Raw genomic sequence first — 13,568 nt, 5'->3', positions numbered from 1 at the left:
TGCCAATGAGGGAATGAGATAATTCTCGCAGCGTAATTTTCAATTATCTCATTTTCTAACGCGCAAATTATCTAATGAATAACTATCTTTTTAAAGCAAAATGACCTCTTAAAACAGGTTTTGAATTATCAATTTTCAATGCATACCAATAATCCGAAGCAGGTAAAGGCATTTGTTCAAAAGTTCCGTCCCAACTCATTTTAGAAGTATTTAGTTGTGCAATTAATTTTCCATAACGATCAAAAATAGTAACCTCTGCTTCTGGGTAATTTTCCATTCCTGTTACTTCCCATAAATCATTGTAAGAATCATTATTTGGAGTAAAAAAGGCTGGAAAAACAAGTACGACAAAGTTTTGTGTCGTTTGTCCGCAACCGCTTTTCTCTCTCACAACTGCATTTTGTAATCCACCCGGAACATTATAAAATACATTTGAATCCTGAAAGTTAAATCCGTCTACGGAATATTCAAAATAATCCAGTTCTTTTTTTAGGTAAATTACAGCTGTCGTTCCGTTTACATCAATTCGATCTATTTGAGGAACCAGGCGTTCATTAACTATTATTGTTTTTCGGCTGGTACAATTTTCAGGTGCAGGACTTGTAACGTCTACTGTGTAAGTTCCTCCGGCATTTGCATCAATAGTGGGAGATGTTGCGCCGTTATTCCATAAATAAGTCATTCCTGTGATTCCCGCGTCGAGTGTAATTTTTTGAAATTGGCATAAATCCAAAGTTTCATTTATAACCGCAGGAGGAGTATAAATTACAACATTTACAGGTGTGCGATTTGAATTGATGCACATACTATTTGAAGCCTCTGCATAATAAGTAATGTTAGAGGAAATTACGGGTGTGGTAAAACTATTGCCCATATTAACACTTGTTCCTCCAGTAGAAGATGTAAACCAATTAATGATACCAACATTTGCATTGGCTTCAAGAACTACACTTCCGGATCCGCAATTATAAACTGTTGAAGAAGTAGCAACAGGTTGGTTTGGGGTTAAATTTACAGTAGCAACAACCGCCTTTCTATTTGATTCGCAACCGGCATCAACATAATAAGTTGTCGTTGTATTTAATACTGGAGTTGTATATGAATTACCGGTTTTTAGTAAGTTTCCTCCAATTGCCGAATCATACCAGCTAATTGTTGCTCCGGCTGTTGCTGTTGCGTTTAATGTAAAACTTCCTGAATCACAAACAGAGTTTAGATTTGGATCAGGTGTTGCAACCGGAATCGTAATTTTAGTACTCGCGGCAATTTTCAGGGGCAATTCACCTGGCATGCCGCCATATTCTACCACATAACCTTTAGGCTGATAATTGCCGCTTGGATCTCCTGTATTAGATAAATCATTCCAGGATCCTTTTGTTCCAACTCCGGGTTGTGTAACATGCGCATATTTTTCGTTACCTCCCTGATTATTTGGTTCTCCATTATTCCAGAAAGCAAAATTTGGAGTTGATCCATTTGCAGTTCCGTTCCAGAAAATAGTTCCCGCTTCAGGTCCTGTAACCCATTTCCAGACATTGTCGGTTTCAGCATCACTTCCTCCAATCCATCCTGTTCCGGAAGCTTGTTCTCCAATTAATTTAGCTTCATCCGTAGATAAAATAGTAGCCAGATATCCTTTTAATCCATAGTAATTTCTGGCTTCAGCAGCAGTTTTTGAAGCTGACCATGTAATACCAATACTGGGAACAAATAAATAATAATGTTGGGTTGAAGGCAAATAATTGGCTTGACCAATAGTTATAGAAAAAGTTCTGGTTCCTGAAGCTGTTGCTGAAGAATTTGTAAATACAACATCTTTTACTGCAGCCACTATATCTGAATACAATAAATCGATACCAGCTGGATTTGTCAGAGTCAGCTTGCCTGATGATGCATCCCAGATTTCTTTTATATTGGGGTACAAAGAAGGATTTAAAAGTTTCAGCAAATCAAAACCGGAAGAATAACCCGAAGAGATTTGAATATATACTGCTTGTGTTCCCGTTTCGCCAGGATCATGTGTTATAGAAAAATCAGTAACAATTTTAATGTTGTCTGTTGGGCAATAAAATTGATCGCCTGAAGCACTGAGTACTGGCGGGAGAGTGGTACTTGCATTACATTTATCAGCATACATTGCACTGGCATCTTTATAAAATGACCAGTTAGTGTCAGAGTAAGATTTGTTATCTACTTGTATACAGCTAAGATTCAGATTCGATTTAAGATCCAAATAGCTTATTTTACTATTACTTCCGTTTTTTAAATTCAAGCTGACTAATTGATTATTGTTGCAATATAAAACTGCTAAAACCGGATTTTTAGAAAGATCTAAATTTTTTAATTGATTGTCACTAATTAGTAAATGAGTTAAAGCAATGTTTTTTGATACATCAATTTCAGATAGTTTATTCGAACTGCAATGAAGCACCACTAAAGCAGTATTATTTGAAACTTCCAGATTTGATAATTGATTTTTTTCAATACTAAGACTTTTCAAAATGAGATTTTGAGCAATGTCTATAGTTGATAATTGATTAGAATCGCAGAATAAATCATCCAAATACTTATTTTTAGAAACATTTAATCCCGTTAATTGATTGGTACTGCAATACAAAGTTTTTAAGTTTACGTTTTTGCTAAGCTCTAAACTTGATATTTGATTATTCTCGCACTTTAAATGGTTTAAACTAACATTTTGAGAAGTATTTAAGCTTGATAGTTTATTCGAACTGCAGTTTAAAGATATGATTTGGGTGTTTTTATAAATATCCAAAGTGGCTAATTGATTGCCGGCACAGTACAGTTCAGTTAAAAGTAAGTTACTGAAAATATCTAAATTTAATAATAAGTTATTATCTAAATTTAAACTGTTTAAAGAGGTGTTTTTGCTTAAATCTATAGTTGCTAAACTATTATTTCTAACAAGAAAAGTGGTTAAAGCTATATTCTTAGAAATATCAATACTGGTAAGTTTATTATTCTCGGCGTATAATAATTTTAGAAAGATATTATTGGAGAGATCAAGCTGTGTTAAGTCATTGAAACTACAAATTAAAAAAGTAAGATATAAATTACTGGAAAGGTTTAAAGTACTGATTCTGTTTCTTTGAGTTGGATCATTATCAATTGCGCCAATGTTTAGTTGTTCTAATTTTACAAAAGCTTCAATTCCTGTTAAATCTGAAATGTTTTTTCCTGGAATTTCTAAAGATGTTATTTCACTAATTTGTGCTGTTAGAACTTTACCATCAATTACGCCACTGTCAATTCCTAAATCAATTAAAGCTTTTTCAAAGTTTGGATCAGGAATCGGTGTAAATTGGGCATAACCGAAAAAACCAATTAAAAATAAAAACCAGGTAATTCTATTTTTCATAAGCAATCTATTTCTAATTCTCTTTCGTAAATGTACTTAAGAGAATTGTAAAATAAATGCTGGTAATCAGTTATTTTGTTTGTAAAAATAGTAGCTCTTCGTTAAATCGTAGTTGGCCAGTTTAATTTCTGAAACAAATCCCAAACAACAATTCCCGCACTTACGGCAATATTCAGGGAATGTTTGGTTCCTAATTGCGGAATCTCTATACAGCCATCGCAAATTGCAACCGCTTCCTGAGCAACGCCATAAACCTCATTACCAAAAACAAGCGCATATTTTTGATTTTTCTCGACTTTAAAATCCTGAAGAAAAACGGAGCTTTCCACTTGCTCAATAGCCATTGTTATTACGTTTTCTTTTTTAAGATTTTCAATAACTTCCAATACATTTTCATGATGTTCCCAAGCTACAGTTTCGGTAGCACCAAGAGCAGTTTTATGAATTTCTTTATTGGGAGGAGTTGCTGTAATACCGCAAAGGATTATTTTTTCAACCAAAAAAGCATCAGAAGTTCTAAACACAGATCCTATATTATGTAGACTACGGATGTCGTCTAACACTATTATAAGAGGTGTTTTGTCTGATTTTTTAAAATCTTCAATTGATTTTCTGTCCAGTTCACTATTTTCAAGTTTTCTCATTGGGTGTAAATTCAGGTCATAAAAAAAGCTTCCAAAGATAAGGAAGCTTTTTCGATTATTTTATTTTGTTTTCAGATTAGCTTTTTACTGGATCTGGTAAAACTGTACCTTTAATAGTAAGTACTTTTGTTGGTTGTCCTTCAGCATTAGAAGTAACAGTTACTGTTTTTGTAAAAGCACCAACTCTGTCAGTAGCATATTTTACACCAATAATACCTTTAGCACCAGGAGCGATAGGCTCTTTTGGAGTTGTTGGTACAGTACAACCACAAGATCCTTGTGTATTTGTAATGATTAATGGTTTAGTTCCGTTGTTTACAAAAACGAATTCACGTTTTCCATCAGCATTATGAGCGATAGTTCCGTAATCAATAGTTTCTGTTTCGAAAGCCATTCCAGCTCCTTCAACCTTAGCAACCTTAGCAGCTTTAGCAGTTGTTTTTTTAGCTTGAGCGTTAGAAGCAGTAATTCCAACTACAGCTAACATAGCAAATAAAATTATTTTTTTCATCTTTAGAATCTTTGTTTTAATTATAAACAAATCTATATAAAAATCTTATATCTTAATATAAAAAAATCTTAAAATATTTTAATTTTTGATCCTCTTCGATATTCCTTTAAAATATTATAAATTCGCTGTCTTAATTTTCATTTAAAACACAATAATTTGGCAGCGAAAGAGAAAGTGGTGAAAGAAACACCTTTAATGAAACAGTATAACGAAATCAAGAGAAAATATCCTGATGCATGTTTGCTTTTTAGAGTAGGTGATTTTTATGAAACCTTTGGAGAAGATGCTATCAGAGCTTCAAAAATCCTTGGGATTACCCTGACCAAAAGAGGCGCAGGTTCAGAAACGGAAACGGCATTAGCAGGTTTTCCGCATCATTCTATTAATACGTATTTACCAAAATTGGTAAAGGCAGGACTTCGTGTGGCTATTTGTGATCAGCTTGAAGATCCTAAAATGACCAAAACTATTGTAAAACGTGGCGTTACTGAGTTGGTAACTCCCGGAGTTTCTTTAAATGATGAGGTTTTACAATCAAAAACAAATAACTTTTTAGCATCTGTTTATTTTGCTAATAAAAATATCGGAGTTTCTTTTCTTGACGTTTCCACCGGAGAGTTTTTAACCGCTCAGGGAAATGCAGAATACATCGATAAATTATTGCAGAATTTTAATCCGAGTGAAATTCTGGTTCCCAAGAATAATAAAGGAGACTTTAAAGCTTCTTTTGGAGAAGATTTTCATACTTTTTATCTGGAAGACTGGATTTATAAAGAAGATTATGCTTTAGAAACCCTTACCAAACACTTTCAGACCGTTTCATTAAAAGGTTTTGGAATCGAAGAATTAAAAGAAGGTATTATTGCATCCGGAGCGATTTTATATTATCTGTCCGAAACACAGCATAATCGTGTACAGCATATTACCGCGATTCAGCGTATTGCCGAAGATGCTTATGTATGGATGGATCGTTTTACCATTAGAAACTTAGAATTATATCATAGTTATAACCCAAATGCTGTAACACTTTTAGATGTTATCGACAGAACGCTTTCGCCAATGGGAGGACGTTTGCTAAAACGCTGGCTGGCTTTACCATTAAAAGATAGTAATAAAATAAAAGGACGTCATGATGTGGTTTCGTATCTGAAAGCAAATTCTGAAGTACTGTATAATATTCAATATCAAATCAAACAAATTTCAGATTTAGAACGTTTGATTTCTAAAATTGCTGCCGGAAAAGTTTCACCGCGCGAAATTGTTTATTTGAAAGAATCTCTCGATGCTATTATTCCGATCAAAACTTTAGCGCTCGCAAGTCCGCAAGAAGCGGTAAAAGTTATTGGAGATAGTTTGCATGCGTGTGATTTGTTGAGAGAAAAAATCAAAACGACTTTAAATCAGGATGCGCCCGTTGCGATTGCAAAAGGAAATGCAATTGCAAAAGGTATTAGTGAAGAGTTGGATGATTTGCGTGCGATTTCAACTTCAGGAAAAGAATATTTGGAAGGAATAGAAAAAAGAGAATCAGAAAGAACAGGAATTTCGTCTTTGAAAATATCTTTCAATAATGTTTTTGGTTATTATATCGAAGTGAGAAATACACATAAAGATAAAGTGCCAACAGAATGGATTCGTAAACAAACTTTGGTAAACGCCGAGCGTTATATTACCGAGGAATTAAAAGAATACGAAACAAAGATTTTAGGTGCCGAAGAAAAAATTCATAAAATCGAAACTGATCTTTTTGAGCAATTAGTAGCCTGGATTGCGACTTATATCAAGCCTGTTCAGATGAATGCTAATTTGGTGGCGCAATTAGATTGTTTGTGTTCATTTACACAATTGGCGGTAGAGAATTTATACGTATGTCCTGAGATTGATGAAACTTTCGAGCTTGAAATTAAAAACGGAAGACATCCGGTTATCGAAAAACAATTGCCGGTTGGAACTCCATATATTGCCAACGATGTATATTTAGACAGAGAAACGCAGCAAATCATCATGATTACCGGTCCTAACATGTCTGGTAAGTCAGCTATTTTAAGGCAAACCGCCCTGATTGTATTATTGGCTCAAATGGGAAGTTTTGTTCCGGCTGATAGTGTAAGAATGGGAATTGTAGATAAAATCTTTACCAGAGTAGGAGCGTCGGATAATATTTCGATGGGAGAATCTACCTTTATGGTTGAGATGAACGAAACGGCTTCTATTTTGAATAATATTTCAGATCGTAGTTTAGTGTTACTGGATGAAATTGGTAGAGGAACCAGTACCTATGACGGAATCTCGATTGCCTGGGCGATTGCGGAGTTTTTGCATGAGCATCCGGGGAAACCAAAAACGTTGTTTGCAACGCATTATCATGAGTTAAATGAAATGACAGAATCGTTGCCTAGAATACAGAATTATAATGTTGCAGTAAAAGAATTAAAAGATACCGTTCTTTTTATCAGAAAGCTGGTAAAGGGAGGAAGTGCCCATAGTTTTGGAATTCATGTCGCAAAAATGGCTGGAATGCCTCAAATTGTAATTTTGAAAGCACAAAAGTTATTAAAGAAATTAGAGAAGACTCATTCAAGCGAGGCGTTAAACGGGATTAAAGAAGCCGGAGACGAAATGCAAATGAGTTTCTTTAATCTGGATGATCCTTTATTAGAAGAAATAAAAGAAGAGATAATGAGTCTCGATATAAATGCCATAACTCCGGTCGAAGCGTTGATGAAGCTGAATGAAATCAAGCGAATGCTGGTTAAGAAATAAAATCAAAAAAGTTTTCAAGTTTAAAGTTTAGGTTATCAGAAAGTTATAAAATAAGTATGATTTTTTTTCAAAAAACGCTTGTGTAATTGAATAAATGTCCTAAATTTGCACTCGCAATACACAACAAGTCAAGTATTGCGGTTCTTATAAGAATTTGAAATGCGAAAATAGCTCAGTTGGTAGAGCGCGACCTTGCCAAGGTCGAGGTCGCGGGTTCGAGCCCCGTTTTTCGCTCAAAACCATATAATGCTCGGATGGTGAAATTGGTAGACACGCTGGACTTAAAATCCAGTGAACAGCAATGTTCGTGCGGGTTCAAGTCCCGCTCTGAGTACTAAAGCCTCTTCTTTTGAAGAGGCTTTTTTTATTGTGTAAACTCACTGATGTTTAGTTTGTGGTTTGTAGTCTCGGTTTTCAGTCTCGGCTTTGTGGTCTTGATAAGTGGTGGTCTGATGGTGAAAAGTCTAACAATCGATAAATCCGGCAATCTAATAGCCTAAAATCAATAATCTAAAATCTAAAATAAATAAATGGGTGCTTTTGTAATAAGTAAAAGGTTTAATGATGAGTATAAATTCGTGTTTACTTCGAGGAAAGGCAAGGTGATATTTACAAGTTTAAGTTATGAGTTGAAATTTGAAGGTGAAGAGGATATTGAGAAATTTAAAGCAAATATAGATCAGGCTAAGTTTTTAAAATTTAAAGGCTCTGGAGGGAAGTATTTTTTTAAATTGATGCTGGGGGAAGTTCACTTTGCGACAAGTCGTAAATACACTACGGAATTGCTTTTACAGAAGGGAATAAAAGAAATTGTAACATATGCTTCAAAATCGGAGATTTTGGATTTCTCGTCAAGCGAATCTATTTTTGAAGATGAGGTAGTTGAAGAAGAAGTTGAGGAATAAAAAAAGCGATCGCCACGGCGATCGCTTTTTTTTGCGCATGATAATCGTTAAAAATTAAGCACAAAAAAAAACCATCTCAAGGATGGTTTTAAAATCTTTAGAACTTAGGTTCTAATTATTTTTTTACTTCTTCTACTTTAGCAGCAGCAGAATCAACTTTAGCAGCAGCAGAATCAACAGTTGCAGCAGCAGAATCAACTACAGCAGCAGCAGAATCAACAGCAACAGCAGTAGAATCTACAGACTCAGTAGCTGCAGCGTCAGCTTTTTTACAAGATACAACAGTTAAAACAGCAACAACAGCTAAACTTAAAAATACTTTTTTCATCTTACTTTATTATAAAAGGTTAATTATTAATTCGTGGCAAAGATATAAATTTTTTAATATGTAAAATATTTTTTTATTTTTTTTTTAAAATATTTTCATTGCTCACGATTATCTTAGTTATCAAATAATATGCCACAATGCCAAAATTATGTTATATTGTTGTATTTTTTGTATTAATTATTTTTCGTTGAATATTCAATAAGAGAATTGGCTATTTTTATTCGCTTCCTTGCAGTTTATTTTGTTTTTGATTCATTATTTGATAAGTTCAAAAAACGAAAAAGAGCTACTTTGAGCTCTTTTATGAATAATAACGACAGTAAATCTCGTATTGTTTGAATAAATCTCTTAAGAAACGATATTCATTATGGTATTAGTTGCTCCTGTGTTATCCTGAATATACGATTTGCAAATGCGACTTTTTTCTTCTAAAAATTTTGGGTCATCCAGTAAATGATCCAGATTTTGTTTTAGTTCATTATGGTTCGAAATTACGATGCATCCTCCAAGTGTAACTAATTGAACTGCTTCTGCAAAATTGGAATAATTTGGTCCAATTACAATCGGGATCCCAAATGTTGCAGGTTCAAGTATATTGTGAATTCCCGGATTTCCAAAACCTCCTCCTATATAAGCGATTGTTCCGTAGCTGTAGATTTTAGTCAGTAATCCAACCGTATCAATAATAAATACATTGTATTGTGATAAATCCTGATTTTCTTTTTCTGAAAACAAAACAGTAGATTTCCTGATTTGTGATGTAAGGCTCGCTATCTGGTCTGTTTTTATATTGTGAGGAGCTATTATAAATTTCACGTTTTCAGGTGCCTGGTTAATGTATTCAGCTAGTAAAGCTTCATCTTTTGGCCAGGAGCTTCCTATTATTATAGTAGGGGTATTGTTCTTAAAATTTTCGATAAAATCAAGCTTGTTGTCTCTTTCTAAAATTGCATTTACGCGATCAAAACGAGTATCGCCAGAAACAATAACATTGTGAAATCCTATGCTCTCAATTTTTTCTTTCGAACTTTCATTCTGGACAAAAAAGTAGGTGAACGCTTTTAATGCTTTTTGGTAAAAACCACCATACCATTTAAAAAACATCTGGTTGTTCCTGAAAATTCCTGAAATTAAATAAGTAGGAGTTTTGCTTGTTTCCAGTTCTTTTAGATAGTTAAGCCAAAATTCATATTTAATGAAAAACACGAATTCAGGATGTACTATTTTTAAAAATTTCTTAGCATTGCTTCTGGTATCTAACGGAAGGTATACAGTAATATCGGCAACTGTGTTATTTTTACGCACTTCGTATCCGGAAGGAGAGAAAAAAGTAACAATGATTTTATGATCAGGATATTTTTTTTTGATTTTCTCGATTACGGGCAAACCTTGTTCATACTCTCCTAATGAGGCAGAATGAAACCAGATGGTTTTGTCTGTTGGTTTTATTTTTTGTTCTAAAATGCTAAAAACATCTTTTCTGCCATCGACAAAAAGCTTAATTTTCGGACTAAAAAGCGCTACAATTTTTAGAAAAAAACCTGCAATAGAAATAACTAAATTATATAGAAAAAGCATCTGTTTATTTTTTGGCTAAATTACGTTTCTTTCGATTATTTTCATTGGTTTGAAGGTATTAAATAACTATTTTTGTTCCTCCTTTTAGAGATTCTGGTTTAAAAACAGATCTTTAATTTTAAAAATATATTGAAAATGAAAAAAATTCAAATGGTTGACTTAAAGAGTCAATACGAAAAAATAAAAACTACCGTTGATGCTTCAATTCAAGAAGTTTTAGATACAAATACTTATATAAACGGGCCTTTAGTGCATCAATTTCAAAAAAATCTGGAAGATTATTTGGGTGCAAAACACGTAATTCCGTGTGCAAATGGTACAGATGCTTTGCAGATTGCCATGATGGGATTAGATCTAAAACCCGGTGATGAGGTAATTACTGCTGATTTTACTTTTGCAGCAACTGTTGAAGTTATTGCTTTATTGCAGCTAACTCCGGTTTTGGTAGATGTTGATATCAGGAATATGAACATTGATATCGATGCCATTAAAAAAGCAATTACGCCAAAAACAAAAGCAATTGTTCCGGTACATTTATTTGGTCGTGCTGCAAATATGGATGCGATTATGGAAATTGCTGCAGAGCATAATTTATATGTAATCGAAGATAATGCACAAGCAATTGGTGCTGATTATGTTTCGAAATCCGGTACAAAAAGTAAAGTAGGAGTAATTGGTCATGTTGCGGCTACTTCATTTTTCCCTTCTAAAAACTTAGGATGTTACGGTGATGGCGGAGCAATTTTTACAAACGATGATAAATTAGCGCACATTATCCGCGGAATCGTAAATCACGGAATGTATGAGCGTTATCACCACGATGTTGTGGGGGTAAATTCTCGTTTAGATAGTATTCAGGCAGGCGTATTAAATGCTAAATTACCGCTTTTAGACGAATATAATGCGGCGCGTCGTTTAGCGGCTTCAAAATACAATGCAGCTTTCGAAGGAAATGCACATATTATAACTCCGGAATTTGATGCAAACGAAAATGATCACGTTTTTCATCAATATGTATTAAGAATTATCGATGCAGATCGTAATGCTTTATTGCAGCATTTGCAGGATAAACAAATTCCATGTGCTATTTACTATCCAATTCCATTACATTCTCAAAAAGCTTATGTTGATTCTCGTTATAAAGAAGAGCAGTTTCCGGTTACGAATCAATTAGTAAAAGAGGTAATTGCTTTGCCAATGCATACAGAATTAGATGATGAGCAAATTAAATTTATTACAGATTCGGTTTTAGAATTTTTAAATAAATAAAATATGAGAAGTTTCCGTGTTTTAATTCTCTTGATTCTGTTTCAGTTTTCTGCTTTTGCTCAAAAATCAAATACAAAAGAAGAAGCCGCTGTCAACAATCAAGTTGAAATTTTGCGTAAGGCAATGATTGATGCTGATGGAAGTAAATTAAAAGCGTTAACTTCTGAAAAGTTGAATTATGTTCATTCGAATGGCAATTTTCAAAATCAGGCAGAATTTATAGATGGAATCGTTAGCGGGAAATCTGATTTTGTAACCATAGATTTTCAAAACCAAACGATAACCATTCAGAATGATGTAGCAATAGTAAGACATGTTCTGTCAGCTCATACCAAAGATGAGGGAATTGACAAGGATATTAAGATAGGAATAATGCTTGTTTGGCAAAAGCAAAGAAATCACTGGGTTCTTATTGCCAGACAGGCTTATAAATTAACTACATAAAAATAACCAAAAAAAATGAAAGTATTAGTAACAGGAGGATTAGGGTTTATTGGTTCTCACACCGTAGTTGAATTGCAAAATGAAGGCTTCGAAGTTGTGATAATTGATAATCTTTCAAATTCTACAGAAGATGTTTTAAAAGGAATAACCAACATTACAGGAAAAACACCTTTATTTGAAAAGCTGGATTTAAGAGAAAAATCAGCGGTTCAGGATTTCTTTAAAAAACACAATGATGTTACCGGAGTAATTCATTTTGCAGCTTCAAAAGCAGTTGGAGAAAGTGTTGAGAATCCATTATTATATTATGAGAACAACATTAGCAGTCTAGTCTATCTTTTGCAGGAATTACAGCAAAAACCTGAAGCAAGTTTTATTTTTAGTTCATCTTGTACCGTTTACGGTCAAGCCGAAAAAATGCCAATTACAGAAGATGCTCCAGTGCAGGCTGCAATGTCTCCTTACGGAAATACGAAGCAAATTGGAGAAGAAATCATTATAGATACAGCTAAAGTAACTAATATAAGTGCAATTTTATTACGTTATTTTAATCCGGTTGGAGCACACGCAACAACTGAAATTGGAGAATTACCAATTGGAGTTCCTCAAAATTTGGTTCCTTTTATTACACAAACCGGAGTAGGATTACGTAAAGAATTATCCGTTTTTGGAGATGATTATCCAACTCCTGACGGAACTGCGGTTAGGGATTATATTCACGTGGTAGATTTGGCAAAAGCACATGTTATTGCTTTACGGCGCTTGTTCAATAAAAAGAATTTACAAAAAGTGGAAACCTTTAATTTAGGAACCGGAACAGGAAGTTCAGTTCTGGAAGTAATTCATAGTTTTGAAAAAGTAAGCGATAAAAAATTACCATACGTGATTAAGCCACGTCGTGAAGGTGATATCACCGAAGCGTATGCAAATACAGATAAAGCAAACAATGTTTTGGGCTGGAAAGCACAATTAAGCCTGGACGAAGCAATGGCAAGTGCCTGGAAATGGGAACAAAAAGTTCGCTCGTAAATTAGTATTCAGTCGCAGTCGCAGTTTTCGGTAGAGGCGCTCTGCAGTGCGTCTAACGATAAAAATATTAAAATCCCAAATGATCAGATTAGATTGTTTGGGATTTTTTATTTTGTGTTGATTTATTCTGTAAATTTGTAAGATTAAATTGTAGGAATTATGGATAAGAAAAGAGAAGACTCAAAAAATGATAAGGTTGAAGAACCTGACGTAGAATATGAAATTCAAAAGCCTAAATTTAAAGGAATAGACCCAGAAACTTTTGATTTTGATGCTGAGTTCTCAAAAGGATTAACTCCAGAGGAATTTAAAGCTGAAATGTCTAAAAGAATAAAAGCTTATCCTTGGAAAAAGTAATTTTTAAAGATGCTGTTCTGGATTATTTTGATAATTTAGTATATACTCTTTTTAAGGAAGAGTATTTTGGTTTTGAAGAATCAGCTCAGAATTATAAAGATAAAATTGTGAGTTTTATGATTTCAAATATTTCTAGTTTTCCACATAAGAAAGGACCAAAATCATTACAATACTTAGGTTCAAATTATATTTTTTATAAACCAAATGCCAGAACTACTTGGTATGTATTTTTTGAAAAAAGAGATCAAAATTATTTGATAACAGGAATTATAAATAACAATAGTTTAGAAGTGAAAGAATTATAAATAATTAATCCTCATAAACAAATTGTTTATGAGGATTTATATTTTATCTGAATTTT

At 33.6% G+C, this 13,568-nt stretch carries 12 protein-coding genes and 2 tRNA genes; 9 read left to right on the top strand and 5 right to left on the bottom strand.

The annotated features are described in order from the left end of the window. Nucleotides 1-82 precede the first annotated feature (82 nt). The 3 genes from RC62_RS23110 to RC62_RS10105 all read right to left on the bottom strand — a co-directional run bounded on the left by RC62_RS23110 (nucleotide 83) and on the right by RC62_RS10105 (nucleotide 4,534). Complete coding sequence (locus RC62_RS23110; RefSeq protein WP_245176808.1) at nucleotides 83-3,379, bottom strand: T9SS type B sorting domain-containing protein; 3,297 nt, start codon at nucleotides 3,377-3,379, stop codon at nucleotides 83-85. 101 nt (nucleotides 3,380-3,480) lie between these two features. Next, on the bottom strand, nucleotides 3,481-4,023 hold the full coding sequence (locus RC62_RS10110) for an RNA methyltransferase (RefSeq protein WP_055095088.1): 543 nt from the start codon (nucleotides 4,021-4,023) through the stop codon (nucleotides 3,481-3,483). Between the two features lie 76 nt (nucleotides 4,024-4,099). Continuing rightward, entirely contained in the window at nucleotides 4,100-4,534 is a 435-nt protein-coding gene (locus tag RC62_RS10105; protein WP_055095086.1) for a DUF1573 domain-containing protein, read from the bottom strand. 156 nt (nucleotides 4,535-4,690) lie between these two features. Between RC62_RS10105 and mutS the strand changes: the two genes are divergently transcribed. From mutS to RC62_RS10085, 4 genes are all read left to right on the top strand, one after another. Next, complete coding sequence (gene mutS / locus RC62_RS10100; RefSeq protein WP_055095084.1) at nucleotides 4,691-7,297, top strand: DNA mismatch repair protein MutS; 2,607 nt, start codon at nucleotides 4,691-4,693, stop codon at nucleotides 7,295-7,297. A 161-nt stretch (nucleotides 7,298-7,458) separates the two neighbouring features. After that, a tRNA-Gly gene (locus tag RC62_RS10095) sits at nucleotides 7,459-7,531 on the top strand. Between the two features lie 14 nt (nucleotides 7,532-7,545). Continuing rightward, a tRNA-Leu gene (locus tag RC62_RS10090) sits at nucleotides 7,546-7,631 on the top strand. A gap of 196 nt (nucleotides 7,632-7,827) precedes the next feature. Then, nucleotides 7,828-8,202, top strand: coding sequence for a hypothetical protein (locus RC62_RS10085; RefSeq protein ID WP_055095082.1), 375 nt, complete (start codon nucleotides 7,828-7,830; stop codon nucleotides 8,200-8,202). 115 nt (nucleotides 8,203-8,317) lie between these two features. On the opposite strand, the gene RC62_RS10080 is transcribed toward RC62_RS10085, so the two are convergent. Together RC62_RS10080 and RC62_RS10075 are read right to left on the bottom strand one after the other, a co-directional pair. Beyond that, on the bottom strand, nucleotides 8,318-8,530 hold the full coding sequence (locus tag RC62_RS10080) for a hypothetical protein (RefSeq protein ID WP_055095081.1): 213 nt from the start codon (nucleotides 8,528-8,530) through the stop codon (nucleotides 8,318-8,320). Nucleotides 8,531-8,878: 348 nt separating this feature from the next. After that, a complete protein-coding gene (locus RC62_RS10075; protein ID WP_055095078.1) occupies nucleotides 8,879-10,108 on the bottom strand; it encodes a 3-deoxy-D-manno-octulosonic acid transferase in 1,230 nt (409 codons plus the stop codon). Between the two features lie 135 nt (nucleotides 10,109-10,243). On the opposite strand from RC62_RS10075, the gene RC62_RS10070 reads away from it, so the two are divergent. The 5 genes from RC62_RS10070 to RC62_RS10050 all read left to right on the top strand — a co-directional run bounded on the left by RC62_RS10070 (nucleotide 10,244) and on the right by RC62_RS10050 (nucleotide 13,512). Next, nucleotides 10,244-11,377, top strand: a complete 1,134-nt coding sequence (locus RC62_RS10070; protein ID WP_055095076.1) for a DegT/DnrJ/EryC1/StrS family aminotransferase — start codon at nucleotides 10,244-10,246, stop codon at nucleotides 11,375-11,377. A 3-nt stretch (nucleotides 11,378-11,380) separates the two neighbouring features. Then, nucleotides 11,381-11,821: a nuclear transport factor 2 family protein gene (locus RC62_RS10065; protein ID WP_055095075.1), complete on the top strand. Its 441-nt coding sequence runs from the start codon at nucleotides 11,381-11,383 to the stop codon at nucleotides 11,819-11,821. 15 nt (nucleotides 11,822-11,836) lie between these two features. Next, a complete protein-coding gene (gene galE, locus RC62_RS10060; protein WP_055095073.1) occupies nucleotides 11,837-12,850 on the top strand; it encodes a UDP-glucose 4-epimerase GalE in 1,014 nt (337 codons plus the stop codon). 159 nt (nucleotides 12,851-13,009) lie between these two features. Further along, nucleotides 13,010-13,207 carry a hypothetical protein gene (locus RC62_RS10055; protein ID WP_055095071.1) on the top strand — a complete coding sequence of 66 codons (198 nt, stop codon included), beginning with the start codon at nucleotides 13,010-13,012 and terminating at the stop codon, nucleotides 13,205-13,207. Beyond that, on the top strand, nucleotides 13,195-13,512 hold the full coding sequence (locus tag RC62_RS10050; protein WP_055095069.1) for a hypothetical protein: 318 nt from the start codon (nucleotides 13,195-13,197) through the stop codon (nucleotides 13,510-13,512). The genes RC62_RS10055 and RC62_RS10050 overlap by 13 nt, the downstream gene beginning before the upstream one ends. Nucleotides 13,513-13,568: the final 56 nt, after the last annotated feature.

The sequence above is a fragment of the Flavobacterium aquidurense genome, from assembly GCF_001404985.1.
Taxonomy (GTDB): domain Bacteria; phylum Bacteroidota; class Bacteroidia; order Flavobacteriales; family Flavobacteriaceae; genus Flavobacterium; species Flavobacterium aquidurense_B.
This window is presented reverse-complemented; position numbering and strand designations above follow the sequence as displayed.